This is a genomic window from Cohnella cellulosilytica, from assembly GCF_042431195.1.
Classification (GTDB): Bacteria; Bacillota; Bacilli; order Paenibacillales; family Paenibacillaceae; genus Cohnella; species Cohnella cellulosilytica.
Genome location: NZ_JBHMDN010000004.1, coordinates 56,290 through 82,235, shown reverse-complemented (window position 1 = coordinate 82,235; position 25,946 = coordinate 56,290). Strand labels below are relative to the sequence as shown.

Sequence of the window (25,946 nt, the reverse complement as noted above, 5' to 3'; positions counted from 1 at the left end):
CCCCCCGGGCCCGGCTTGTAACGGCTCGGACAATAATGTTAATCTAAGATCAGCCGAGTCGGGAAGATGACCTGCCCGGTTGCCTTCGAATTGCAAAGGGGTTGGACAGATGGGTAATTTACAGGTAGCGCTGCTGACGATATTGATGTTTTTCTTGCTTGTCTCTTTGCATGAATGGGGGCACTACTATTTCGCCCGCAGGGCGGGCATTCTGGTGCGCGAGTTCGCGATCGGGTTCGGGCCCAAGCTGTTCTCGATCAAGAGGGGCGAGACGCGCTATACGCTGCGCCTGCTGCCGATCGGCGGCTTTGTCCGCATGGCGGGCGAGGATCCGGAGATCGTCGAGGTGCAGCCCGGCCAGACGGTCGCGCTGCGCGTCAAGGACGACAAGGTGACGCGGATTTACCTGGATCGCCTGGACGAACGTTCGAACGTCATGCGCGGAGAGGTGAAGGCGCTCGATCTGGAGAAGGATTTGTTCGTCGCTCTCGATATCGACGGCGAAGTCGAGCGCTATTCCGTGCATCCGCAAGCGGAGATTATCGCCAAAGGCCGGGAAACGCAGATCGCGCCGCTCGATCGCCAATTCGGCCATAAGACCGTCGGGCAGCGCGCGCTCTCGATATTCGCCGGTCCGGTCATGAATTTCGTGCTCGCCTTCGCGCTGTTCGCGCTGTATCTGGTGCTGCAGGGCGTGCCGGTCGAGAACTCCTCGAAGGTGTTTATCTCGGACGTGGTGTCGGGAACGCCGGCCGATCAATCCGGCATCGAGAAGGGCGACTGGGTAAAGTCGATCAACGGGGAGCCGATCGGCGGCGATCTGAACGCGATGGTGGAGAAGATCAGCGCTTCCGCGGGCAAGGCGCTCCAGGTCGTCGTCGACCGGGACGGCGTGGAGCTGCCGATCAAGGTGACGCCCGATCCGGAGACCGGCAAGATCGGCATCTATCCGATCGGGGAAATGCGCGCGCCGGGCGCGCTCGAGACGATTCGTTTCTCCGGCGAGACGATGGTGGAGATGACGAAGCGAATTTTCGAAGGATTCCAGAAGCTCATTCGCGACTTTAATCTGGACGACGTCGGAGGTCCGGTCAAGACGACGCAGGTGACGGTGGAGATCGCGCAGCAGGGCGTGGCGCAGCTGACGCTGTGGGCGGGCATCCTTAGCTTGTATCTGGGCATCTTTAACCTGCTGCCGATTCCGGCGCTGGATGGAAGCCGGCTGCTCTTCCTCGGACTGGAGGCGATCCGCGGCAAGCCGGTCGATCCGAACCGGGAGAGCATGGTGCATCTCGTCGGCTTCGCGATGCTGATGCTGCTGATGATCGTCGTCACGTACAACGATATTGTTGGTTTGGTTAGAAATTAAGCCGTATGCTGGAGTTGGAGGAGCGTCATGTCGAAGGATAAAGGATTCGTAACGGAGATTACGCCGCAAGGCGAAGATTTCTCCCGCTGGTACATCGATGTTATCAAGAAAGCCGAGCTGATGGATTACTCCCCGGTGCGCGGCTGCATCGTATTTCGCCCGGACGGCTACGAGCTGTGGGAGAACATGCAGCGCGAGCTGGACAGACGGTTCAAGGATACGGGCCATCGCAACGCCTACTTCCCGCTGTTCATTCCGGAAAGCTTCTTCACGAAGGAGAAGGAGCACGTCGAGGGCTTTAACCCGGAGCTGCCCTTCGTGACCGAGGCGGGCGGCGAGCAGCTCGAGGAGAAGCTGGCGATCCGTCCGACGTCGGAGACGATGTTCGGCCATATGTACGCGAAGTGGATCAATTCGTACCGCGACCTGCCGCTGCTGATCAACCAGTGGGCCAACGTCGTGCGCTGGGAGAAAAGAACGCTGCCGTTCCTGCGGACAAGCGAGTTTCTGTGGCAGGAAGGCCATACGGCGCACGAGGACGAAGCGGACGCGCGCAGAGAGACGATGCAGATGCTCGACGTGTACACCGATTTCGTCGAAAACGTTCTGGCTATTCCGGTCATTAAAGGACAGAAGACGCCGTCGGAGCGGTTCGCCGGAGCGGTGGACACGTTCTCGATCGAAGCGATGATGAAGGACGGACGCGCCGTGCAGGCGGGAACGTCCCACTACCTCGGCACGAAATTTGCCGTTGCCTTCGACATCAAATATTTGGACCGCGAGAACACGCAGCAATACTGCCATACGACGTCCTGGGGCGTCAGCACGCGGCTGATCGGCGCGCTGATCATGGTGCACGGCGACGACCGCGGCCTCGTGATGCCGCCGAAGGTCGCGCCGACGCAGGTCGTCATGATTCCGATCGGCCCGCCGAAGACGCGCGAAGTCGTCATCGGCAAGACGGACGAGCTGTACGCGCAGCTGAAGGCCGCGGGCATTCGCGTGCGCGTGGACGACCGCGCCGACGTCTCGCCGGGCTGGAAGTTTAACGAATACGAGATGCGCGGCATTCCGATCCGGCTGGAGCTCGGTCCCCGCGATCTGGAGAACGGCCAATGCGTGCTCGTCTCCCGCGTTACCGGGGAGAAGAAGTCCGTTTCGCTGGACAACCTGGTCGCCGAGGTCGAGGCGCTGCTGGAGCAGATCCACGCCGACATGTACGAGCGCGCTCTTTCTTTCCAGCAGGAGAACTTCTTCTCCGTCGACACGCTGGACGAGTACAAGACGGCGATGGAAGAGAAGCGCGGCTTCGCGCTGGCCGGCTGGTGCGGCTCCGACGCCTGCGAGCAGCAGGTGAAGGAAGAGACCGGCGCCACCAGCCGGAACATTCCGTTCGAGCCCGCCGAGCGGAAGAGCAAATGCCTCGTATGCGGCGAGCCCGCCAAGCATACGGTCGTGTTCGCCCGGGCGTACTGATCGGCAACTATTGCAGCCAACGAAAGTATCGATAGAAGAAGAGGGGCATCTATCTCCTGGAGAGCGAAGCGCCAGCCTCTTGCGGTCATGAAATTACCCTGCCACGGGTTAACCGATTCCGATTTCATGACCGCAACAGCTGCGTAAGGAGATAGATGCCCCGTTATATTTGAAGTCGATACGGTTCGTTTGCCGTATTTTTCGACAGGATACGGGTTGCCCGTTTGGTAGCCTTCGAGTAAAATAAATAGAAAGCGCAACGTCAGCTTCTGATGGAAGACGGTGTCCGGGCGCGGGTTTCCCGCGTCGGCCTTTTTCTCGGAAGCTTTTATATTTCAAGCGACAGGTAAGGAGAGGAACGTGGGATGCAGCCGACGGATGATAGGCGCAAACGATTCGAAGTGCTGCTGCAGCAGGCGGAGCTCCCGACCGAATGGCTGGGGCAGCATTTTCGGGACGGGCATATCGAGAAAGTGGAAATCAGCCGGTCCCGCAAACGATGGGCGATTACGGTTTGCAAGGACGTATTGCTTCCCAGAGTCATTTACATAGGATTGCTTGAGAGGGTCAAGGCGAAGCTCGGACATATTGCGGACATCGACATGATTGTGAAGTACGGCTCGGAGGTCGACACCGACAGCATCGTCAAGGAGTATTGGCAGGCGTTCGTGGAGCGGATGCAGAGGGAGGTCGCCTCCATTAACGGCTGGCTCGCCAAGGCGGACGTGGGCATGGACGGCGACGTCCTGACGATCGCGCTGCTGAACGAGACGAACCTCGGGCTGGCCCGGAAAAAGGAAATCGACGTCTATGCGGCCAAGTTTTTCGAGAGACGGTTTCTGCGCACGTTCCGCGTAAAAATGACGGTCGGAGAGTCGAGTCCCGATACGTACACGGAGTTTACGCAGAAGATCGAGGAGGAGAACCGCGCCGCGATCGAGCAGATTATGGCAAGCGCGCGCGAGGAAGCGCCCGCGGTCGAGGAGGGCGAAGCGCCGCAGGTGCTGCAGCACGGCTACGAGATCAAGGAGCCGCCGGTGCCGATCCAGGAAATTCGCGAGGAAGAGAAGAAGGTGACCGTGCAAGGCGTCATCTTCGGGCTGGAGACGAAGGAGCTGCGGACGGGCAGCACGCTGTTCACCTGCTCGATTACCGATTTTACAGACTCGCTGTCGATCAAGATTTTCGGCAAAAACAAGGAAGATATTAAAATGCTGAACCTGCTGGCCAACGGCAAGTGGGTGAAGATGCGGGGGAAAATCGAATACGACCGCTTCCTTAATCCGCCGGAGCTGGTCATGTTCCCCAACGATATTCGCGAAGTCCCCCCGCCGCAGGAACCGAAGGATACGGCCGAGGAGAAGCGCGTCGAATTCCATCTGCACACGACGATGAGCACGATGGACGCGGTGACGCCGGTCGACGTCTACATCAAGACGGCGGCCAAATGGGGCCACAAGGCGATCGCGGTTACCGACCACGGCAACGTGCAATGCTACCCGGACGCCGCGAAGGCGGGCAAGAAGCACGGCATCAAGGTGATGTACGGCGTCGAAGCGAACGTCGTCAACGATTCGGTCGGCATGGTGCTGCAGCCAAGAGAGCAGACGCTGGCGGACGCGGAATACGTCGTGTTCGATATCGAGACGACCGGCTTGTCGGTCACCGACAACAAAATTATCGAGCTGGCCGGCGTCAAGATGAAGGACGGACAGGAGATCGGACGGTTCGAGACGTTCATCAATCCGCACGAGCCGATCCCCTACAACATTCAGCAGCTGACGAATATTACCGACGAGATGGTCAGGGGAGCGCCGGAGCTGGAGCCGAAGCTGAAGGAGTTTATCGATTTTGCCGGGGACGCGATTCTCGTGGCGCACAACGCCCGCTTCGATATCGGCTTTATCCAGCATTCCTGCAAGCAGTTCGGGCTGCCGCCGATGGACAACCCGGCGCTGGATACGCTCGAGCTGGCGCGGTATTTGCATCCGACGATGAAAAATCACCGGCTCAACACGCTGGCCTCGCTGTATAAAGTGTCGCTCGAAAACCATCACCGGGCGATCGACGATACGATCGCGCTGGGCGGCATTTTGAACGGCCTGCTGAAGGATTTGCATACCCGCGGAGTGAACGAGCTTCACGTGCTCAACGGCCTTAACGAAAACGGCTGGAAAACGACCCGTCCGTTCCACTGCGGCATCTACGCGCTGAACGCGGTCGGCAAAAAGAACTTGTACAAACTCATTTCAATGTCGCATACCGAATACTTCCATAGAGTGGCGTGCATTCCGAAGAGCAAGCTGATCGAATATCGCGAAGGGCTGCTCATCGTCTCGGGCTGCGAGAAAGGCGAGCTGTTCGAGACGGTGCTGAACAAATCGATCGAAGAGGCCGAAGAGGTCGCGGCCTTCTACGATGTGCTGGAAATTCAGCCGCTGGACTTCTACCTGCATCTGCTGGAGAAGGGATTGGTCTCCAGCAGAGCGTCGCTGGAGGAGGCGCTGCGGCGAATCGTCCGCCTCGGCGAGAAGCTGACGAAGCCGGTGATCGCGACGGGCAACGTCCACTACTTGCAGCCGCGGGACAAAATTTTCCGCGACATTACGATTCACGGTATTACCGGGTTCAGCCCGCTCAAGGACCAGCGCAAGCCGGACGCGCATTTCCGCACGACGACGGAAATGCTGGAGGAGTTCCGGTTTCTGGGCAACGACAAGGCCTATGAGGTCGTCGTCACGAATACGTCCGAGCTGGCCGACCGCTTCGAGGAAATCAAGCTGTTCCCGGACGAGCTGTTCACGCCGATTATTGAAGGCGCGGACGACGAAATCCGCAACACCTGCTACGCGACGGCGCGCGAGATGTACGGCGAAGAGCTGCCGGAGGTGGTGACGGCCCGGCTCGAGAAGGAGCTGGTGCCGATTATCAAATACGGGTTCTCGGCCAACTATCTGATTTCGGCGCGGCTGGTCAAAAAGTCGAACGAAGACGGTTATCTGGTCGGCTCGCGGGGATCGGTCGGCTCGTCGATCGTCGCGACGTTCCTCGGCATTTCCGAGGTTAACCCGCTTCCGGCGCATTATCTGTGCCGCAATCCGGAATGCAAGCACAGCGAATGGTTTCTTGACGGCAGCGTGCCGAGCGGCTTCGACTTGCCGGACAAGACGTGCCCGAATTGCGGCACGATGGTGCGCGGAGAAGGGCAGGACATTCCGTTCGAGACGTTCCTTGGGTTCAAGGGAGACAAGGTTCCCGATATCGACTTGAACTTCTCGGGCGAATACCAGCCGAACGCGCATAACTACACGAAGGTGATGTTCGGCGAGAAGAGCGTGTTCCGCGCGGGGACGATCGGCACCGTCGCGGAGAAAACCGCGTACGGCTTCACGAAGAAGTACGAGGAGGAGCACGGCAAGTCGTGGCGCGGCGCCGAGGTGGGCCGGCTCGCGGCCGGCTGCACGGGCGTCAAGCGAAGCACCGGCCAGCACCCGGGCGGCATCGTCGTCGTTCCGGATTATATGGAAGTGGAAGACATTACGCCGGTGCAGTATCCGGCCGACGATACGAGCGCGGAGTGGAAAACGACCCACTTCGATTATCACGCCTTCGACGCCAACCTGCTCAAGCTCGATATTCTGGGACACGACGATCCGACGATGATGCGGATGCTGCAGGACTTGACCGGCATCGATCCGACGACGATCCCGATGAACGATCCGAAAGTCATGAGCCTGTTTCATTCCGTCGAAGCGCTCGGCGTCTCGCCGCAGCAGATCCGTTCTCCGGTGGCGACGTTCGGGGTGCCGGAGATGGGCACGCGCTTCGTGCGCCAGATGCTCGAGGAGACGAGGCCGTCCTCGTTCGCCGACCTGCTGCAGATTTCGGGGCTGTCGCACGGAACGGGCGTATGGCTCGGCAACGCGCAGGAGCTGATCAAGAACAATACGTGCACGATCAAGACGGTAATCGGCTGTCGCGACGATATTATGCTGTTTCTCATCTATAAGGCGGGCATGGACGCGTCGCTCGCGTTCAAAATTACGGAAAGCGTGCGGAAGGGCAAGGGGCTGACTCCGGAATGGATCGAGGAGATGAAGCGCTGCAAGGTGCCGCAATGGTACATCGACTCGTGCCTGCGCATCGAGTACATGTTCCCGAAAGCTCACGCCGCCGCGTACGTTATTTCCGCGGTAAGAACGGCCTTCTTCAAATTGTATTATCCGATCGAATATTATGCGACGTACTTTACGGTGCGCGCGGGCGACTTCGACGTCGAGCTGTTCTGCCAAGGCTACGACGCGATTTTGAAAATGCTGCTCGAAATCGAGGAGAAAGGCTTCCAGGCGACGACGAAGGAAAAGAACATGATCTCGATTCTCGAGATGGGACTGGAGATGACGGCGCGGGGCTTCAAGTTCAAAACCGTCGACTTGTACCGCTCCGAAGCGACCCGCTTCATCGTCGACGGAGACAGTCTGATCCCGCCGTTCGGCGCCATTCCGGGCGTCGGCGAGAACGCGGCGCGCAACATCGCCGCCTCACGCGAAGAGGGAGATTTCCTGTCCATCGAGGACTTCCAGCAGCGGTCGCGGGCGAGCAAGACGATCGTCGAGGTGCTGGCGGGGCTAGGGGCGTTCCGGGGGCTTCCGGAATCGAACCAGCTCATGCTGTTCTAGGGACGAAGCGCCATGTCAGGAAAGTTGTAGTTGCCAGCGGCTGTAAGGTTATGTTATATTAATTTTGGTAATCATGTGGATAACACTGTCTGCAGAAGAGTGGGGAAACCCACTCTTTCCGTTTTGTCTGCGGGTCTTTAGGGCTGCGAAGTCATCGCGGGAGGCTGCGGCCATCCATTTGGAACATCGGGAGGTATACCTTTTTGAATTCACCGCAAATCAAATCCATCGTGGAAGACTGCGCAGCCTCTTATTTGGAGGAAAACGGGTTGGAACTGGTGGACGTGGAATACGTGAAAGAGGGCATCAACTGGTTTTTGCGTATTTACGTGGATAAGGAAGGCGGCATCGACATCGACGATTGCGGCCGTTTCTCCGAATTCATCAGCGTTAAGCTGGATGAGCTGGACCCGATCCAAGACGCGTATTTCCTGGAGGTCAGCTCGCCCGGCGCGGAACGTCCGCTCAAGAAGGCTCAGGACGTCGCCAAGGCGGTCGGCAAGCACGTATTCGTGACGACCTACGAGAAAGTCGACGGAGCCAAGGAGTTTGAAGGACGGCTGGAGGCCTTCGACGGCGCGACGCTGGTCGTGACGGTCGGACGCCGCAAGCAGCCGATCCCTTACGATAAAGTGGCTTCCGCAAGGCTGGCCATCGTTTTCTAATCTATTAACGAGGACGCGGGCTGCGGCCAAAATCGCGGCGGCCGCGTATATTGAGGAGGAATGGGGTAGCCATGAGCATGGAGTTTATCGAGGCGCTGTCCGAAATCGAGCGCGAGAAGGGCATCAGCAAGGACGTCCTGATCGAAGCTATCGAAGCGGCACTTATCTCCAGCTACAAACGCAACTTTAACACGGCTCAGAACGTTCGCGTAGATATCAACCGGGCGACGGGCTTGATTAAAGTGTATGCGCGCAAGACGATCGTCGAAGAGGTGCTGGATCCTCGCCTGGAAATTTCGCTGGAAGCGGCCAGAGCGATCAACCCGCATTATCAGATCGACGATATCGCGGAGATCGAAGTGACGCCCCGCGATTTCGGGCGCATCGCGGCGCAGACGGCGAAGCAGGTCGTCACGCAGCGCATTCGCGAAGCGGAGCGGGGGTTGATCTACCACGCGTTCGTAGACAAGGAGCAGGACATCGTCACGGGAATCGTGCAGCGGATGGACTTGCGCAACCTGTACGTCGATCTCGGCAAGGTCGAAGCGGCGCTGCCTCTGACCGAGCTGATGCCGACCGACAAGTTCAAGCAGGGCGACCGCGTCAAATCTTTCATTACGAAAGTCGAAAATACGAGCAAGGGGCCCCAGATCATTCTGTCGCGCACTCATCCCGGACTTCTGAAACGGCTGTTCGAGCTCGAGGTTCCCGAAATTTTCGACGGCACGGTGGAGATCCGCTCGGTCGCGAGAGAGGCGGGCTTCCGTTCGAAGATCGCCGTATACTCCCGCAACGAGGAGGTCGATCCCGTCGGCTCCTGCGTCGGACAGCGCGGCACCCGCGTGCAGTCGATCGTCACCGAGCTGAAGGGCGAGAAAATCGACATCGTCCGCTGGTCCGAAGCGATCGACGAGTATGTGGCGAACGCGCTCAGCCCGTCCAAGGTGCTGGAGGTCATCGTGTTCGAAGCGGAGAAAATGGCGCGCGTCATCGTGCCGGATTACCAGCTTTCCCTCGCGATCGGCATTAAGGGCCAGAACGCTCGTTTGGCTGCGAAGCTGACCGGCTGGAAAATCGACATCAAGAGCGAGACGCAGGCGGAGCAGGAGTACGGTCGGCCGAAATCCGCCGGAGCTACGATGCATCAGGACAGCGTATCCATCGACTGAGGAGGATCGCCGTGAGACCAAGGAAAATTCCGCAGCGCAAATGCGTCGCCTGCCAGGAAATGATGCCGAAGAAAGAGCTGATTCGGATCGTGCGTTCTCCCGAAGGGGAGATTCATATCGACCTGACCGGCAAAAAGCCGGGCCGCGGCGCGTATCTGTGCGGCAAGGTCGCCTGCTTCAAGCTGGCGAAGAAGTCGAAAGCGTTCGAGCGCGCGTTGAAAACGCCGGTAGGCGCGGACATCTACGACCGTCTGGAAGCCGAATTCATTCAGGCGGAAGAGGAGTTCCAGGCGAACAAGGAGCTGGCGGACGATGAAGACGGCGAATAAAGCGTTGTCCCGACTGGGTCTGGCGACAAGGGCGGGCAAGCTGATCAGCGGGGAAGAGATCGTGCTCAAAGCGATCCGATCGGGTGAAGCTAAGCTTGTGCTGCTGGCCGGTGACGCTTCGGATAATACGAGAAAGAAAATTACAGATAAATGCAACAGTTACGGTGTGCCCATGTTAGTCGGCTTTACGCGATTCGAACTGGGATCGGCAGTCGGAAAGCCCGAGCGCGTTCTGTTCGCGGTAACGGATCGGGGATTCGCCGACATGCTGTCGGCCGGTTGGAATCAACACTCGGAGGTGGAGAATATTGAGTAAGCAAGATCAAACGGACAACAAGGATAAACTAAGGGTTTACGAATACGCCAAGCAGCTCAACATGAGCAGCAAGGAAGTCATTACGATTCTCAAAAGGATGAACATGCCGGTCAACAATCACATGAGCGTGATGGAAGACGGCATGACGAACGCGGTGGAGAAGTTCTTCCGCGATATTAAAGCGAACGCGGCCGCGAAAATGGCCCAAGCTTCCGCCAAGCCGGCGGCTCCCGCGCCGGAGCGCGAGCGCCGTCCGCAAGCGGGCGGGCAGGGCGCTTCTTCGGGCGGCCAGCAGCAGGCGCGCCAGGCGGCTCCTGCGCAGCAGGCGCAGCCGAGCCAGGCGTCCGCGCCATCCGCTCCGGCGGCAAGCGTGTCTTCCGCGCCTGCGCCGTCTGCCGGCGCTTCCGAGCAGCAGCCGCAAGCGGCACCGCGTCCGCAAGGGCAGCGCGAAGGCGGCAACCGCGACGGCAGCCGCCCGCAGGGCGGAGGCCAGGGCGGTTATAGCAACCGCGACGGCAATCGTCCGCAAGGCGGAGGCCAGGGCGGGTACGGCAACCGTGACGGCAACCGTCCGCAAGGCGGAGGCCAAGGCGGCGGATACGGCGGCAATCGCGACGGCAACCGTCCGCAAGGCGGCGGATACGGCGGCAACCGTCCGCAAGGCGGAGGCCAGGGTGGCGGCGGATACGGCGGCAACCGTCCGCAAGGCGGAGGCCAGGGTGGCGGCGGATACGCCGGCAATCGTCCGCAAGGCGGAGGCCAGGGCGGCGGAGGATACGCCGGCAATCGTCCGCAAGGCGGAGGCCAGGGCGGCGGATACGGCGGCAACCGTCCGCAAGGCGGAGGCCAAGGCGGCGGATACGGCGGCAACCGTCCGCAAGGCGGAGGCCAAGGCGGCGGATACGGCGGCAATCGTCCGCAAGGCGGAGGCCAGGGTGGCGGCGGATACGCCGGCAATCGTCCGCAGGGCGGAGGTCAAGGCGGCGCTGCGGCAAGCCGTCCGGGCCAAGGCTTCGGCGCGGGGCGCAGCCCGGCTCCGGGAGCTGCGGCGGGAGCCAGAGGCGGCCGCCCGGGCGAAAGCGGACGTCCGGCAGGACGCGACGGCAAGGGCCGTCCGGGGGAAAGCGACTTCAAGCGCAAAGAGAACAACCGGTTTGACGACGGCAGATCGAACTTCAGAGGCGGCAAGGGCAGGGGCGGCAAGAACGCCCGCAAGAGCAACCAGCCTCCGCGCGAGAAAATCGACAATACGCCGAAGAAGGTTATCGTTCGCGGCAATATGACGGTTGGCGAATTGGCGAAGTTGCTGCACAAAGACGCTTCCGAAGTGATCAAGAAGCTGCTGCTGATGGGCGTTATGGCCACGATCAACCAGGATCTGGATCTCGACACCGTCCTGCTCGTCATCTCCGAATACGGCGTCGAAGTCGAAGTGAAAATCGTCGTCGAGGATACGCAGTTCGAGACGATCGAAGAGAACGACAATCCGGACGATCTCGTTGCGCGTCCGCCGGTCGTCACGATCATGGGTCACGTCGACCACGGTAAAACGACGCTGCTCGACGCGATTCGCGAGACGAAGGTGGCCAGCGGAGAAGCCGGCGGCATCACGCAGCATATCGGCGCTTACCAGGTTGAAATCAACGGCAAAAAGATTACGTTCCTCGATACCCCGGGTCACGAAGCGTTCACGACGATGCGTGCCCGCGGAGCGCAGGTTACCGATATTACGATTCTCGTCGTCGCGGCGGATGACGGCGTCATGCCGCAGACGGTCGAAGCGATCGCCCATGCGAAAGCGGCCAACGTGCCGATTATCGTGGCGGTCAACAAGATCGACAAGCCGGGAGCGAACGCGGATAAAGTGAAGCAAGAGCTGACCGAGCACGGCCTCGTCCAGGAAGAGTGGGGCGGAGACACGATCTTCGTCGAAGTATCCGCCAAGCAGCGGCTGAACCTGGACGGCTTGCTGGAGATGATCCTGCTCGTCGCCGAGGTCAACGACTATAAGGCCAACCCGGACAAACGGGCGCGCGGCACCGTTATGGAAGCCGAGCTCGACAAGGGCAAGGGGCCGGTTGCCCGTATCCTCGTGCAGAACGGTACGTTGAAGGTCGGCGACGCGTTCGTAGCGGGCGACTGCTTCGGACGGATTCGCGCGATGACGAACGACCGCGGCCGCCGGATCAAGGAAGCGGGACCGTCGACGCCGGTGGAAATTACCGGTCTGACGGAAGTGCCGCAAGCGGGCGATCCGTTCATGGTGTTCGAAGACGAGCGCAAGGCGCGGGAAATTTCCGACAAGCGTTCGATCAAGACGCGTCAATCGCAGATGAAGGCGAACCAGGCGGTTACGCTCGAAGATCTGTTCAGCAAGATCAAGGAAGGCGACATCAAGGAGCTGAACGTCATCCTCAAAGCGGACGTTCAAGGCTCGCTGGAGGCGCTCAAGGGCTCGCTGGAGAAAATCGAGATCGAAGGCGTTCGCGTCCGCACGATTTACAGCGGCGTAGGCGCGATCACGGAATCCGACATTATTTTGGCCTCGGCTTCCTCCGCGATCGTGATCGGCTTTAACGTACGTCCGGAGCCGCGCGCGCAATCGATCGCCGAGCAGGAGAAGGTCGACGTTCGTCTGCACTCGATCATCTACAAGGTGATCGAAGAGATCGAGCACGCGATGAAGGGCATGCTCGATCCGGTATTCAAGGAGAAGGTCATCGGCCACGCGGAAGTTCGCGAGACGTTCAAGGTAACGAGAATCGGCACGATCGCCGGCTGTATGATCACCGACGGCAAAATCGTCCGGAACGCGGAAGCTCGCCTGACGCGCGGCGGCATCGTCGTCTACACGGGCAAGATCGATTCGCTCAAGCGGTTTAAGGATGACGCGAAGGAAGTATCGGAAGGCTATGAATGCGGAATTACGCTCGACAAGTACAACGATCTTCAACAAGGCGACATTATCGAAGCCTTCGTCATGGAGACGGTCGAGCGCTAATCCCAGCAGTACGCGAAGGTGGGATCTGAATGGCTAAATTTCGAGTCGGACGGGTCGGAGAACAAATCAAAAAAGAAATCAGCAACGTCATTCAGACGGAACTGAAGGACCCGCGGATCGGTTTTATAACGGTAACGGGAGTGGATCTGACCAACGATCTCTCCCTTGCCCGAGTTTATTTGAGCATTCTCGGCAGCGAAGAGCAGAAGGAAGAGACGCTTAAGGCGCTGGGCCGCGCGAACGGTTTCCTGCGCTCGGAATTGGGTCGTCGGGTGAAGCTTCGCCATACGCCGGCGATCGAATTCCGCTTCGACAGTTCCATCGCGTATGGCAGCCACATCGAGGATTTGCTGCAGCAAATCAATCAACAAGCTTTGGAGCCTTAAATTTCGCGGGGAGGAAACGGCATGTGGACCGAACAATTAAAGGAAGCGGCCGCTTTTATCCGCGGCAGGGACGACTTCCTGATCGTTTCTCACGTGCAGCCCGACGGCGATGCGATTAGTTCGACGGTGACCGTAGCCTGGGCATTGGAGAAGCTGGGCAAGCGATACACGATGCTGAACGAAGGTCCCGTGCCTTCCCGGCTCGGGTTTTTGTGGAAAAGCTCGGACATTCGCACGATGGACGAAGCCGGTCGGGAGGACTCCGCTCCGGCGAAGCGATATCGCAGCGTCATCTGCGTCGATTGCGCCGATTACGGGCGGATCGGCCGCGCCGAGCAATGGTTTGCGCCGGACGCGGAGCTGCTCAACATCGACCATCATCCGACCAACAACGGCTTTGGCCGCGTGAACCTGATGAAGTTTCACGCGGCCGCGACGGCCGAAATTTTGTTCGAGCTGCTGGACGAGCTGGGCTTGGCGCCGGACGCGGATGTCGCGACCGCGATCTACACCGGTTTGCTTACGGATACGGGCGGTTTCCGCTATTCGAGCACGTCTCCGCTTGTCATGGCGATGGCCTCCCGACTTCTGGAGGCCGGCGTGAACGGTCCGGAGCTGGCCGAGCATCTGCTGGAACGGATGACGGCCGGACAGCTGCGGATTTTGCAGCGCGGCTTGTCCAGGCTTGAGCTCAGCGAGGATCAACGGATCGCCTGGCTCTGGGTCACCTCGGAGGATCTCGAGGAAACGGGCGCGACGAACGAGGACCTGGAAGGGCTGGTCAACTATCCGCGCAATATCGAAGGCGTCGAGGTCGGCTTGCTCTTTAAGCAAAACGGCCAGCAATCGGTCAAAGTCAGCATGAGATCGGCGGGCAAGGTGAACGTGGCGGAGGTGGCCCAGCGTTTCGGCGGGGGCGGCCATATCCGCGCCGCGGGATGCCGGTTCACGGATCGTCTGCCGGAAGCGATCCGGCAGACGATCGAAGAGGTGCGGAAAGCGTTGGACGCGTTATGACGGACGGCAAGCGGAATTGGGAAGGCGTGCTGGCCGTATGGAAGCCCGCCGGCTGGACGTCGCACGACGTCGTGGCGAAGGCCAGACGGCTGCTCCGCGAACGCCGGATCGGCCATACGGGGACGCTGGACCCGGCCGTGACCGGGGTTCTGCCGCTGTGCGTCGGCCGCGCGACCCGGTTGGTCGAATATTTGCAGGAAGCGCCGAAGACGTACCGGGCCAAGCTGAAATTCGGACTTGCGACGGACAGCGAAGATCTTAGCGGCGAGGTGATCGAGCGGAAGGACGCTTCGTTCCTGACGGAAACGATGATCCGGGAAGCCGCGCTGAGCTTCGTCGGCGAGATCGATCAGGTTCCGCCGATGATGTCGGCGGTCAAGGTTGACGGCAAGCGCCTGTACGAGCTGGCCAGGCAGGGGGTCACCGTCGAGCGCAAGTCCCGGCGGGTGACGATTCATCGCTTGGACGTCGACGAGGTGACGGCCGGCGTTGACGAGCCTGAGCTGACGTTCACGGTTGCCTGCTCCAAAGGCACTTATATTCGCACATTGTGCGTGGATATCGGACGGAAGCTGGGCGTACCGGCTGTGATGGCGGAGCTCGTGCGGCTGGAGAGCGCGGGCATTCGGCGGGAGCAGTGCGTAACGCTGGAGGAAATTCCCGAGCTGCTCGAGAAGGGGAAGCTGGGCGGCAAGCTGCTGGCGGCGGACGAGCTGCTGGCCGATTTCCCCGCGGCTGTCGCCGCCGATGACGAAGCGAAGCGCGTGCTTCAAGGCAAGGCGATTCGCGCCGCAAAATTGCGTCCCGCTCCCGATCGCCAAGGGTTGTGGAAGCTCTACCGATCGGACGGCGTTTTTCTCGGCTTGTTCTCCGCGGACGACACGGCGGAATGGGTCCGTCCCGTCAAAGTGTTTCATCCTCCGGAAAACGAGCCATACGACAGTCAGTCCGATTAAGCAGGAGGGCATCAGGTGGAACGGTTTAATTTATCAGTTGCGAATGTGACGGACGGTTTGCCGGAAGGCGCCGGCAAAAGCGGGATCTCGCTTGCGATCGGCTTCTTCGACGGCGTTCATCTGGGGCACCAGGAAGTGATCCGTCAAGCCGTCGCGGCGGCGAGAGAACAAGGGCTGGTTCCGGCGGTGATGACGTTCGACCCGCATCCGCGAGTCGTCCTCGGCCACGGGTCGCAGTACGAAGGCGTGCTGACCCCGCTGGAAGACAAGCTGCTGCTGTTCGCCGAGCTGGGCGTGGAAGCCGCTTATATTATCCGCTTCGACCTCGAATTTTCCCAAGTGACCGCCGAACGGTTCGTGAAGTCGCTTATCGTTCCGCTCGGCGTCAAAGCGACGACCGTCGGCTTCGATTTCTCGTTCGGCCATCGCGGCCAGGGCGACGCCGAAGCGTTGAAGCTGTACGGAGGCGGAGCTCTGCAAGTCCAAGTCGTTCCTCCCGTCTATCTGGACGACGGCAAGGTCAGCAGCACGCGGATTCGCGAGCTGCTGGAAGAAGGAGATTGCTTTGCGGCGTCCCAGTTGATCGGCAGACCCTATCAATTGAAAGGACTCGTCGTTCACGGGGATGCGAGAGGACGTCTGCTCGGCTATCCGACGGCCAATCTGCAGCTCGCTCAGCCGTACGTCATCCCGCGCTCGGGCGTATACGCGATCGAGATCGAGGTGTTATCCGAGGCGGGGGCGGTCGAGAGACGCCATAACGGGGTGCTGAACGTCGGCTATCGGCCTACGTTTGACGCGCCGGGCGGAGCGCTGAAGCTGGAGGCGCATCTGTTCGACTTCGACGGGGATTTGTACGACCGCCAGCTCGCGCTGCGGTTCCATACTTTTCTGCGCGCCGAGAAGAAATTCGAGTCGATCGATCAGTTGGTCGCACAGATTGCTTCCGACGCCGCGCGCGCCCGCGAGATTTTCTCGGTGCAAGCCCGGAATTAATCCATTGTGCTTATCCCGCAAGTTATGCTATACTATATAACGTTGTCGCAAGAGGCTAATCGCCTATCGTTGGGCTGACGTATCGTCAGGCTGGACGCCTGTCTAGCGGCACATACGAACCTTAGCTTGGCGAAGCGCTCTCACCGGCGCAAGCTCGGCTAACGGCGATTTCGAAGAAGGAGGTGAACAAGGATGGCATTGACGCAAGAACGCAAACAAGAATTGATCGAAGAGCATAAGCTGCACGCAACGGACACCGGCTCTCCGGAGGTTCAGATCGCTATCCTTACGCAGAACATCAACAATCTGACGACACACTTCAGGGAGCACAAGAAAGATCATCACTCCCGTCGCGGTCTGCTCAAGATGGTTGGTCAACGTCGTAAGCTGTTGGCGTATTTGAAAGAGAAGGACGTTAGCCGCTACAGCGCCCTGATTGCTAAATTGGGCCTGCGCCGTTAATTCGTATTCGCATGAAAGCAACCTGGCCACGTCGTACGGGCTTATCGCCCTCGCAGGCGCTCAGGTTGCTTTTTCCCTATTATGACCGGGAAAACGATAAAAGAGCATGCCTAAGTTGCGGCTTGGCAGGAAATAATGGAAACAGTGTCGAAAGTACATAAAGTTGCAAGGGGTGACGAGCTCAAGCTCGCACTTAGAGGAGGGAAATCGATTGGAACAAAGCGTGGATATGCAGCTTGGCGGTCGTCCGTTTTCTCTGGAAACCGGAAGATTGGCGAAGCAAGCGAGCGGCGCGGTCGTCGTGCGCTATGGTGAGACGGTAGTACTGTCTACCGTTACGGCTTCGAGCGAGCCGAAGGATCTTGATTTTTTCCCGCTGACCGTTAACTACGAAGAGCGGTTGTACGCGGTAGGCAAAATTCCCGGAGGCTTCATCAAGCGGGAAGGACGCCCGAGCGAGAAAGCGATACTGGCCAGCCGTCTGACGGACCGTCCGATTCGTCCGTTGTTCCCGGAAGGATTCCGCAACGACGTTCAGATCGTGAACCTCGTACTGAGCGTGGATCAGGATTGTTCTCCGGAAATCGCGGCGATGATCGGAACTTCCGCGGCGCTCTCGATCTCCAACGTGCCGTTCAGCGGACCGGTCGGAGGCGTGATCGTCGGCAGAATCGACGGGCAATTCGTCGTGAACCCGACGCAGGAGCAGGAAGTGATCAGCGACATGTACGTCGTCGTGGCGGGTACGCGCGACGCGATCATGATGGTGGAAGCGGAAGCGAACGAGGTGTCCGAGACGGATATGCTCGAAGCGATCATGTTCGGTCACGACGAGATCAGGAAGATCGTCGATACGATCGATCGTCTTGTGGCGATTGCCGGCCAGCCGAAGATGGAAGTGAAGCTGCACAGCGTCGATTCCGAAGTCGAGACAGCCGTCAAATCGTACGCGCAGGATCGACTGGTCGAAGCCGTGCGCATCGCCGAGAAGCATGCGCGCCAAGAAGCGATCGACGCGATCAACGCCGAAACGGTCGAACATTTTACCGCCGCGTATGCCGATACGCCGGAGAAGCTCGACGACGTGAAGGAAGTGCTGTACGACATCGTCAAGAACGAAGTCCGTCGTTTGATCACGCACGACAAAGTGCGTCCGGATGGCCGCGGATTGTCGGAAATTCGTCCGATCTCGTCGGACATCGCGATTCTGCCGCGCACGCACGGGTCCGGCCTGTTTACACGCGGACAGACGCAAGCGCTGAGCATATGCACGCTCGGACCGCTCGGAGAAGTGCAAATTCTTGACGGCATCAGCCCGCAAGAATCGAAGCGGTTCATGCATCACTACAACTTCCCGCCGTTCTCCGTCGGGGAAGCTCGTCCGCTTCGTCCGCCCGGACGCCGCGAAATCGGCCACGGAGCGCTGGGCGAACGCGCCCTGCTCAAGGTGCTTCCTTCGGAAGCGGAATTCCCGTACACGATTCGTCTCGTGTCGGAGGTGTTGGAATCCAACGGCTCGACCTCCCAGGCAAGCATTTGCGCCAGCACGCTGGCGATGATGGACGCGGGCGTTCCGATCAAAGCCCCGGTTGCCGGCGTGGCGATGGGATTGGTCAAGGACGGCGAGCATACGTCGATTCTGACGGATATCCAAGGCATGGAAGACCATCTCGGCGATATGGACTTCAAGGTGGCCGGGACGTCGGTGGGCATTACGGCGATTCAGATGGATATTAAAATCGACGGCATCGACCGCGGAATTCTGACCGAAGCGCTGGCGCAAGCCAAGGAAGGCCGTATGTTCATCCTGGGCAAGATGCTCGAGACGATCACCGAGCCGCGCAAGGAATTGAGCAAATACGCTCCGAAAATTTTGTCGCTCAAAATCAATCCGGACAAAATTCGCGACGTCATCGGTTCCGGCGGTAAAATCATCAACAAGATCATCGAAGACACCGGCGTCAAAATCGATATCGAGCAGGACGGCACCGTGTACATCGCTTCGGCGGACGAAGCGGCGAACCAGCGCGCCCGCGCCATTATCGAGGGCATCGTCAAGGAAGTCGTGGTCGGGGAAGTGTATACCGGTACGGTCAAGCGTATCGAGAAGTTCGGCTGCTTCGTTGAGATTTTGCCGAACAAGGACGGCCTGATCCACATCAGCCAGCTCGCCAACGAACGCGTGGCGAAGGTTGAGGACGTCGTCAACATCGGCGACCAGATCGAAGTTAAAGTAACCGAGATCGACAACATGGGCCGAATTAATCTGTCGCGCAAAGCTTTGCTGAATTCCGAGCAAGTATCGGTATAACCGGAAGTTCCAACGACATAAGATGGACAAAAGAGACTCCTATGCGAAGGTCTCTTTTTGTTTGCATAAATCGGACTTTAATATGGGATGCTCACTCATAAAGACCGTTTCCCGGGCATAGGATGAAGGCAGGGAATCGGACAAGACGGGGTGAGCGGAACATGGCGAGAAAGATCCCGGCGGGGCTGCTGGCGGCAATGGCGGCAGGCTTGGCCGCGGTGCTGTTAGCCGGAACGTACGGGCCGATCAGGCCGTTCGTTCAAACCGTAAAGCTGCAGGCGGCGTCGATGGCGGCGCTGACGGACGATAAGCGGGAAGACAAGCTGCTGAGCTGGATTCAATCGGAGGCGCCCAAACGAAGCCAACAGCCGATCAACGCGGTCATCGACCGGGTGTGGAAGGCGATTCCCGGATACGACGGACGGGTGGTGGACGTTCGGGCGACTTATCTGAAGGCGAAGCTGATCGGCTCCTCCCCGAATTCGGGAGACGGTTTTCCTTGGGTTTACCGGACGGTGACGCCGGAAGTATCGCTTCAGGACTTGCCCGTGAATCCGATTTACAGAGGAAATGCGGCCAAGCCGGCCGTCGGATTAATGATCAACGTGGCGTGGGGGGACGAGTATTTGCCCGGCATTCTTCGCATTTTGAAGGAGGAGGGCGTCCATGCGACGTTTTTCTTCGATGGCACCTGGCTGTCCAAAAACATGGATACGGCCGGCGCGATTATTCGTCAAGGACACGAGGCGTCGAATCATGCGTATTCCCATCCCGATATGAGCAAGATGGGGGCCGCGCGGCAAAGGCGGGAAATCGGCAGGACGGAGCAGCTGCTTAAAAAGCTGGGCATCAACAATGTATGGTTTGCCCCGCCTTCCGGATATTTCAATGACCAGACGATTAAGGTAGCTTCGGAATACGGGCTGCGAACGGTGCTGTGGACACTGGATACGATCGATTGGAAGAAACCCGATCCGGGCTCGGTTGTCGCCAAGGTGAAGGGGAAGGTTGAACCGGGCACTTTAATTCTGATGCACCCGACCTCGACTACGGCCGGAGCGCTTAAAGGGATGATTCGCGCGATCAAAGCGAAAGGCTACGTCCCCGGAACCGTATCGCAGACGCTTTCGACCGAGAGGCTCGAGGATCGGTTGTGACGATTGTCGGAATTTGTTATAGTGGTATCACTGTTCATTTATCGAGAAGCAAAGGGGGGAAGTCGGATGAACAAGTATACGCTGAAGAACGGGCTGCGCGTCATGATCGAGACGATTCCGACCTATCGTTCGGTTTCGTTCGGAATTTGGGTCAAGACCGGTTCCCGCTACGAAGATTCGGACACGAACGGCATATCCCATTTCATCGAACACATGCTGTTCAAAGGAACGAATCGCCACAGCGCTAAAGATATCGCCGACCGCTTCGACGGCATTGGCGGCAACGTGAACGCTTTTACTTCCAAGGAGTATACGTGCTATTACGCCAAGGTGCTCGATCAGCATTTGCCGATCGCAGTCGATATTTTATCGGATATGTTTTTCGAATCGCAGATGGCCGAGGAAGAGCTGGTCAAGGAAAAGAACGTCATCCTCGAAGAAATTTCCATGTACGAGGATACGCCGGACGATACGGTGCACGATCTGGCATCGCGCGCCGCCTATCGCGATCATCCGCTTGCCTATTCCATACTGGGAACGGCGGAGAGCCTCAATCCGATGGGACCGGATCATTTGCGTGAGTACATGAAGATGAGATACCGCATCGACAATACGGTCATCAGCCTCGCCGGCAACGTCGGAGAGGAAGTGCTGGAGCTTCTGGAGCGGCATTTCGGACGGTTTGACATCGCCGGGCAGGATTCGGAGCTGGTTGTGCCGACCTTTCATTCGGGCGCGCTGTTTCACCGCAAGAAAACCGAGCAAAATCATCTCTGCTTAACGTTTCCGGGGTATTCGAGCAAAGCGCCGAATTTATATGCGATGATTCTGCTCAACAATACGATCGGCGGCGGCATGAGCTCGCGTTTGTTCCAGGAAGTGCGCGAAAAGAGAGGTCTGGCCTATTCGGTCTATTCCTACCACACCTCTTATGCGGATAGCGGTTTGTTTACCGTATACGCGGGAACGGCCCCCAAGCAGACGAAAGAAGTGTACGACATTACGATGGAGCTTCTTGGCGAAATCGCGGCCAACGGGCTGAGCGAGGTAGAGCTGCACCGGGGCAAAGAACAGCTCAAGGGCAACCTGATTTTGAGCCTGGAGAGCACCAGCAGCCGCATGAATCGATTGGGGAAAAACGAGCTGATGCTCGGACGCCATTATACGTTGGACGAGATGCTGGCACGCATCGATCAGGTGCAGATGTCCGATTTGCATGAGATTATGGTCTCCATGATGGCGCAGCCTTGCGCTGTTGCGTTGGTTGGAGCCGATCAAAAAGTATTGTCCGGAATCGGGAGGGAATTCATTGTATCCAATTCAGTTGAAGAGACTTCCGGGGAATGAGGATGTTCCGCTGCCCCGCCAAATGTCCGAATGGGCCGCAGGCTTCGACGTGCATGCCGCGGTAGACAAGGCCGTCGTATTGGAGCCGGGAGCGAGAGCGTTAATTCCTACCGGGTTCGCGATGGCGATGCCCAGAGAGCTGGAGGCGCAGGTCCGCCCTCGCAGCGGTCTCGCTTATAAGCACGGCATCACATGCTTAAATTCCCCGGGCACGATCGACGCCGATTATCGCGGCGAAGTCAAGGTGCTGCTCGTGAATCTCGGCCAGGAGCCGTTTGCGATCGAGCGTGGAGAACGGATCGCCCAGATCGTTTTCCAGCGCGTGCCGCAAGTCATTCTCGAGGAAGTAGAGGAGCTATCCGACACCTCCCGAGGCGAAGGCGGCTTCGGCCACACAGGCAAGTAACCCACGACCCACGCGTGCGATCGACTTTTTCCGACTTCTGCATGCAGCGGGTTGCGCTTCGCGCCCGGCGATCTGATCTGTACATATCGTACGAAAGCTGTCACCCGGCACAGAGCGCGAAAGTTTTCACTTCACCGAGCCCAATCGGCTCCGTCCCTTTTCGGGCGGTTCCGGTTCGGCTCTTTTTTGTACATAGGGCCATTATCCCCGTCGTTCAGGCCCCTGGAGGCTCCTCTCGCTGTATCTCCTTCCTCTTCCGTCTCCCTATGGCCATTATCCCCTCCACTCAGACGTCGACTCCGCAGCAAAACCGCCGTTTCTATGGCCGGATTGCTGCCCCATTTTCCCCCTATGGTCATTATCCCCTTTGCTCAGCTGATCGTCGCGAACAGACGCGAGGCGGGCTGCTTACGGCGGCGCTGGAACCCTGGAAGGCCAGCAGTATAGCCATTATCCCTTTGGTTCAGTTGGGTGGATGCGAGAGCGTTGGATGGTCGGCTTTGTTGGAACATTGGAATGATCGGAGTTGTATGGCTACTATCCCCTTAGTTCAGTTGGACGGGTCGAGAGCGCGTGCGGTTGTTTGTTGAGTTGATTCTTGGCTTGCTTGAGCTATGGCCATTATCCCCTTGGTTCAGTGGACGGGGAAAATGAGCGTGCGTGGTCTGTGTGGATTGGTTGGCTGGCTGTTTCGGAACACAATGATTGATCGTTTTGCTCGGATGATCGAGAGTAGCAATAAATAGTCGGCTGTATCCTATGCAGAGAGCTGTGGATTCGAGTGTATGAGGGCAGCGTTAACAGGCTTCCCGCAGCAAAGTGCTGTATTGAACGCGGAGTTCGGGCTGAATGTTCGGTTTGCGTATAAGTTCGGGATAGGTCATTGCGGGAGCCGATGATGACAGTTTCAGCAGGGTGTCGAATGGAGAGTGCTCTTGGGCAGCTTGATTGTACTGAAAACAAAATTGATCCATATAGGCTTGAAGATGCTTAGGGCCGATGCCGTTAAATGTATAGTTAATCCAGTTGGAGGCTTTCTGGCAGAGCTGGATGAGGCGGATGTTTCTGTCTTTGCTGTATTTTAAGGTGACGGCAATGACTTCGACAGCGTTCGGCGAGACGTGTTTTTCTAGAAACGGGTGTTTGTTCAAGGGACAGGTCAGGTGCGGGAAGGAGCATTCTTCGACAGCTTGCTTGATTTTAATATAGGTGAAATCTCCTTGGGCGTTCATCGTTGCGCCAATAAGCAAGGGCTGCTCCTGGGGATGGCGAAAAACCGTCGGATTGTAAGGGCGGCCGTACTGAGCGAAATTGATCCGTACCAGACCGGTTAGCAGTTCTTTCTGGTCGCCTTGGGACATCGCGTGGCGGATTTTGTGACATATGAGCCAGGCGGTTTTGTAGGTGGTGCCAATAATGGATGAGAGGCGAACCGCGCTGATTCCGTTGGGCGCAGCATGAAGAGACATGGCCAGCAGCCATAACCTGACCGGAGTGCGGCTGCCTTCCAAAATCGTGCCGGCTGTAAGCGAAGTCTGAACTCCGCAGGATCTGCATTCGTAAAGAGGCAGTCTGCGGGTACGAATGGCGCAAGCGTCCGATCCGCCGCATCGCGGGCAGCGGAATCCGTCGGGCCATCGGGCACGCTGAAACAGCTGAATACAGGCTTGTTCATTGGAACCGGAGAGGCAGAACGTGCGGAATTCGGCTTGATCCATGGGCGACCTCCAAGGTTATTTTCTACTTTTATTATACCAAACAAATGTTCGTATTTAAAGCTTTTTTTCTAAATAATGGTGAATGGGATTGAGGGGACGATTCTCTGAGTGAATGGGATAAAAGCAGAAGAAATGCAGGGGAATCGGAGCGATGGAATGCATGGAATTGAAGCGATGGAATGTATGGGAATCGGAACGATGGAATGCAGGGGGAATCGGAGCGATGGAATGCAGGGGAATCGGAACGATGGAATGAAGGAGTAGAAGCGGGGCAGGCGGATGTAAAAAGAAGGCGATATAAGGGAGCAAGGAGCGAAATTTCTGAGTCGACGGGATAATGGCCATAAGGGAATTAGAGAGGCAGAAACGGTGCGGTCGACGGGCCCGGACAGGAACTGAGAGCGAGAGTGGGCTGAGGGAAAGGGATAATGGTCATAGGGAGAAAAAGGAGCAGCAATCGGGGCCGCAGAAGCGGCGGCGGTTTTGCTGCGGAGTCGGCGACTGAGCGGAGGGGATAGCGGTCATAGGGTGACGGGAGAGGAAGGAGACGGAACGCGGGACTTCCGCGAGCAATTGAGAGGGGAGCAAATTGGCCGCACCCTCGGATAGGCGCATGCATACGATGTGTCATGCGAACAATGCCGAGAGGGGGAGGCTGCGATACTTACGGGAGTTCAAGTCGTGCTTGCGGGCGGGGATGCCAGGCAATTGGAAGTGATCCGCCAGTTGACGGAGAAGGACGCCTCGGTGACGATCGTTGGCTTCGACAGGCTGGAGACTCCTTTTAGCGGAGCCGTCAAGGGGGAGTGGTCGCCCGAGCTGCTGGCGGAAGCGGATGCGCTCGTCTTGCCGGCGGTCGGCACGGACGATGACGGGGTTGTTCCGACGCTGTTCACGGACGCGGAGTTGAAGCTGACGGACGCTCATGCGGCTGCGCTGCCGAAGGCCAGCAAGGTGATTACGGGCATGGCGAAGCCTTATCTTCGCAAGCTGTGCGAGAAGCACAGGATCGAACTGATCGAACTGTTCGAAAGGGACGACGTCGCCATCTACAACTCGATCCCGACCGCGGAAGGCGCGTTGATGATGGCCATTCAGAATACGGATATTACGATTCATGGCTCGAATTGCGTTGTGCTCGGACTGGGAAGAACGGGTTTTACCATGGCGCGGACGCTGCAGGCGCTGGGAGCGCGAGTGAAGGTCGGAGTGCGCCGCGACGAGACGTTCGCCCGCGCTTTCGAGATGGGGTTCGAGCCGTTCTACATGCCTGATTTGGCGCGCCACGCGGGGAATATCGACTTGATTTTTAACACAATTCCGACTATGATAGTCACAGCGCAAGTGATCGCCCAACTCCCCCAACGCGCATGCATTATCGACCTGGCTTCGAAGCCTGGCGGCACCGATTTTCGCTTCGCGGAGAAGCGCGGAATCAAAGCTCTTCTGGCTCCGGGGCTGCCCGGAATCGTGGCGCCGAAGACGGCCGGTCGAATCATCGCGAACAGTCTGACCCAGATCATTCTGGAGACTGACCGATTACGGGGGAATCAACCATGAACTGGAAAGGAATTACGGTTGGGTACGCACTGTCCGGTTCTCACTGCACGCTCGAGGAGATTATGCCGCAGATCAAGCGCTTCGTGGACGCGGGCGCGAACGTCGTTCCGATCGTCTCGGCGACGATTATGACGACGGATACGAGATTCGGCACTTCGAGCCATTGGCAGCAAACTTTGCGTCAAATTACAGGCAACGAGATCATATCTTCTATAGTAGAAGCCGAGCCGCTTGGACCTTCCAAGCTGTTGGACGTTCTGACGATAGCGCCTTGCACGGGCAATACGACGAGCAAGCTGGCGAACGCGATGACGGACGGTCCGGTGCTGATGGCCGCGAAAGCGCAGATGCGCAACCAGCGACCGCTCGTGCTGGCGATTTCCACGAACGATGGACTCGGCCTGAACGCCGCGAACATCGCCAAGCTGTTGATTATGAAAAACGTCTATTTCGTGCCGTTCGGGCAGGATAATCCGACCGCCAAGCCGAACTCCCTCGTTGCGAGAATGGATCTCGTCCTGGAGACGTGCGAGGCCGCGTTGGAAGGAAAACAGCTGCAGCCTTTGCTTATCGAGCGTTTCGCTCACGCTTGAGATACATTCGGCCTGGTCATGTCTCTCTATTCT

20 protein-coding genes are annotated in these 25,946 nt (G+C 58.5%); 19 read left to right on the top strand and 1 reads right to left on the bottom strand.

Annotated features, from left to right (window positions below; genetic code table 11):
• The first annotated feature begins 109 nt into the window (after nucleotides 1–109).
• From rseP to dut, 17 genes are all read left to right on the top strand, one after another.
• Nucleotides 110–1,369 carry an RIP metalloprotease RseP gene (gene rseP / locus ACFFT4_RS01140; protein WP_378044379.1) on the top strand — a complete coding sequence of 420 codons (1,260 nt, stop codon included), beginning with the start codon at nucleotides 110–112 and terminating at the stop codon, nucleotides 1,367–1,369.
• Nucleotides 1,370–1,396: 27 nt separating this feature from the next.
• A complete protein-coding gene (gene proS / locus ACFFT4_RS01135) occupies nucleotides 1,397–2,845 on the top strand; it encodes a proline--tRNA ligase (protein ID WP_378044377.1) in 1,449 nt (482 codons plus the stop codon).
• A gap of 365 nt (nucleotides 2,846–3,210) precedes the next feature.
• On the top strand, nucleotides 3,211–7,524 hold the full coding sequence (locus ACFFT4_RS01130) for a PolC-type DNA polymerase III (RefSeq protein ID WP_378044375.1): 4,314 nt from the start codon (nucleotides 3,211–3,213) through the stop codon (nucleotides 7,522–7,524).
• A 203-nt stretch (nucleotides 7,525–7,727) separates the two neighbouring features.
• Nucleotides 7,728–8,189, top strand: coding sequence for a ribosome maturation factor RimP (gene rimP, locus ACFFT4_RS01125; protein ID WP_378044373.1), 462 nt, complete (start codon nucleotides 7,728–7,730; stop codon nucleotides 8,187–8,189).
• A 71-nt stretch (nucleotides 8,190–8,260) separates the two neighbouring features.
• A complete protein-coding gene (nusA, locus tag ACFFT4_RS01120; protein WP_378044372.1) occupies nucleotides 8,261–9,358 on the top strand; it encodes a transcription termination factor NusA in 1,098 nt (365 codons plus the stop codon).
• 11 nt (nucleotides 9,359–9,369) lie between these two features.
• The gene (gene rnpM, locus ACFFT4_RS01115; protein WP_378044370.1) at nucleotides 9,370–9,687 is read left to right on the top strand and encodes an RNase P modulator RnpM; all 318 of its coding nucleotides are present in this window, start codon (nucleotides 9,370–9,372) and stop codon (nucleotides 9,685–9,687) included.
• On the top strand, nucleotides 9,671–10,003 hold the full coding sequence (locus ACFFT4_RS01110) for a YlxQ family RNA-binding protein (RefSeq protein WP_378044368.1): 333 nt from the start codon (nucleotides 9,671–9,673) through the stop codon (nucleotides 10,001–10,003). Before rnpM ends, ACFFT4_RS01110 begins: the two co-directional genes overlap by 17 nt.
• The gene (infB, locus tag ACFFT4_RS01105; RefSeq protein WP_378044366.1) at nucleotides 9,996–13,004 is read left to right on the top strand and encodes a translation initiation factor IF-2; all 3,009 of its coding nucleotides are present in this window, start codon (nucleotides 9,996–9,998) and stop codon (nucleotides 13,002–13,004) included. Before ACFFT4_RS01110 ends, infB begins: the two co-directional genes overlap by 8 nt.
• Before the next feature lie 29 nt (nucleotides 13,005–13,033).
• A complete protein-coding gene (gene rbfA / locus ACFFT4_RS01100) occupies nucleotides 13,034–13,390 on the top strand; it encodes a 30S ribosome-binding factor RbfA (RefSeq protein ID WP_378044365.1) in 357 nt (118 codons plus the stop codon).
• Nucleotides 13,391–13,411: 21 nt separating this feature from the next.
• Nucleotides 13,412–14,407 (top strand): DHH family phosphoesterase, encoded by a 996-nt coding sequence (locus tag ACFFT4_RS01095; RefSeq protein WP_378044363.1) that lies wholly within the window; start codon nucleotides 13,412–13,414, stop codon nucleotides 14,405–14,407.
• Nucleotides 14,404–15,363, top strand: a complete 960-nt coding sequence (gene truB, locus ACFFT4_RS01090) for a tRNA pseudouridine(55) synthase TruB (protein WP_378044362.1) — start codon at nucleotides 14,404–14,406, stop codon at nucleotides 15,361–15,363. Before ACFFT4_RS01095 ends, truB begins: the two co-directional genes overlap by 4 nt.
• Nucleotides 15,364–15,378: 15 nt before the next feature.
• Nucleotides 15,379–16,359 (top strand): bifunctional riboflavin kinase/FAD synthetase, encoded by a 981-nt coding sequence (locus ACFFT4_RS01085; protein ID WP_378044361.1) that lies wholly within the window; start codon nucleotides 15,379–15,381, stop codon nucleotides 16,357–16,359.
• 192 nt (nucleotides 16,360–16,551) lie between these two features.
• Nucleotides 16,552–16,821, top strand: coding sequence for a 30S ribosomal protein S15 (rpsO, locus tag ACFFT4_RS01080; RefSeq protein ID WP_378044360.1), 270 nt, complete (start codon nucleotides 16,552–16,554; stop codon nucleotides 16,819–16,821).
• Nucleotides 16,822–17,032: 211 nt separating this feature from the next.
• Entirely contained in the window at nucleotides 17,033–19,132 is a 2,100-nt protein-coding gene (gene pnp, locus ACFFT4_RS01075; protein WP_378044358.1) for a polyribonucleotide nucleotidyltransferase, read from the top strand.
• 161 nt (nucleotides 19,133–19,293) lie between these two features.
• The gene (locus tag ACFFT4_RS01070; RefSeq protein ID WP_378044357.1) at nucleotides 19,294–20,289 is read left to right on the top strand and encodes a polysaccharide deacetylase family protein; all 996 of its coding nucleotides are present in this window, start codon (nucleotides 19,294–19,296) and stop codon (nucleotides 20,287–20,289) included.
• Nucleotides 20,290–20,355: 66 nt separating this feature from the next.
• The gene (locus ACFFT4_RS01065) at nucleotides 20,356–21,636 is read left to right on the top strand and encodes a M16 family metallopeptidase (RefSeq protein ID WP_378044356.1); all 1,281 of its coding nucleotides are present in this window, start codon (nucleotides 20,356–20,358) and stop codon (nucleotides 21,634–21,636) included.
• Nucleotides 21,599–22,042, top strand: a complete 444-nt coding sequence (gene dut / locus ACFFT4_RS01060) for a dUTP diphosphatase (RefSeq protein WP_378044355.1) — start codon at nucleotides 21,599–21,601, stop codon at nucleotides 22,040–22,042. Before ACFFT4_RS01065 ends, dut begins: the two co-directional genes overlap by 38 nt.
• Nucleotides 22,043–22,839: 797 nt before the next feature.
• Here dut and ACFFT4_RS01055 read toward each other — a convergent pair.
• Nucleotides 22,840–23,760 carry a transposase gene (locus tag ACFFT4_RS01055; protein ID WP_378044353.1) on the bottom strand — a complete coding sequence of 307 codons (921 nt, stop codon included), beginning with the start codon at nucleotides 23,758–23,760 and terminating at the stop codon, nucleotides 22,840–22,842.
• A 660-nt stretch (nucleotides 23,761–24,420) separates the two neighbouring features.
• Between ACFFT4_RS01055 and dpsA the strand changes: the two genes are divergently transcribed.
• Together dpsA and ACFFT4_RS01045 are read left to right on the top strand one after the other, a co-directional pair.
• Entirely contained in the window at nucleotides 24,421–25,320 is a 900-nt protein-coding gene (gene dpsA, locus ACFFT4_RS01050) for a dipicolinate synthase subunit DpsA (RefSeq protein WP_378044534.1), read from the top strand.
• Nucleotides 25,317–25,913, top strand: a complete 597-nt coding sequence (locus ACFFT4_RS01045) for a dipicolinate synthase subunit B (protein WP_378044352.1) — start codon at nucleotides 25,317–25,319, stop codon at nucleotides 25,911–25,913. Before dpsA ends, ACFFT4_RS01045 begins: the two co-directional genes overlap by 4 nt.
• The last annotated feature ends 33 nt before the right edge of the window (nucleotides 25,914–25,946 follow it).

What these genes read in the sequence shown, in the direction of transcription:
- ACFFT4_RS01130 (WP_378044375.1), top strand. Translation starts at nt 3,211, where the DNA reads ATGCAGCCGACGGATGATAGGCGCAAACGATTCGAAGTGCTGCTGCAG.
- ACFFT4_RS01045 (WP_378044352.1), top strand. Translation starts at nt 25,317, where the DNA reads ATGAACTGGAAAGGAATTACGGTTGGGTACGCACTGTCCGGTTCTCAC.
- rbfA (WP_378044365.1), top strand. Translation starts at nt 13,034, where the DNA reads ATGGCTAAATTTCGAGTCGGACGGGTCGGAGAACAAATCAAAAAAGAA.
- rpsO (WP_378044360.1), top strand. Translation starts at nt 16,552, where the DNA reads ATGGCATTGACGCAAGAACGCAAACAAGAATTGATCGAAGAGCATAAG.
- truB (WP_378044362.1), top strand. Translation starts at nt 14,404, where the DNA reads ATGACGGACGGCAAGCGGAATTGGGAAGGCGTGCTGGCCGTATGGAAG.
- ACFFT4_RS01110 (WP_378044368.1), top strand. Translation starts at nt 9,671, where the DNA reads ATGAAGACGGCGAATAAAGCGTTGTCCCGACTGGGTCTGGCGACAAGG.
- nusA (WP_378044372.1), top strand. Translation starts at nt 8,261, where the DNA reads ATGAGCATGGAGTTTATCGAGGCGCTGTCCGAAATCGAGCGCGAGAAG.
- ACFFT4_RS01070 (WP_378044357.1), top strand. Translation starts at nt 19,294, where the DNA reads ATGGCGAGAAAGATCCCGGCGGGGCTGCTGGCGGCAATGGCGGCAGGC.
- ACFFT4_RS01055 (WP_378044353.1), bottom strand. Translation starts at nt 23,760, where the DNA reads ATGGATCAAGCCGAATTCCGCACGTTCTGCCTCTCCGGTTCCAATGAA.
- rseP (WP_378044379.1), top strand. Translation starts at nt 110, where the DNA reads ATGGGTAATTTACAGGTAGCGCTGCTGACGATATTGATGTTTTTCTTG.
- ACFFT4_RS01065 (WP_378044356.1), top strand. Translation starts at nt 20,356, where the DNA reads ATGAACAAGTATACGCTGAAGAACGGGCTGCGCGTCATGATCGAGACG.
- ACFFT4_RS01095 (WP_378044363.1), top strand. Translation starts at nt 13,412, where the DNA reads ATGTGGACCGAACAATTAAAGGAAGCGGCCGCTTTTATCCGCGGCAGG.
- proS (WP_378044377.1), top strand. Translation starts at nt 1,397, where the DNA reads ATGTCGAAGGATAAAGGATTCGTAACGGAGATTACGCCGCAAGGCGAA.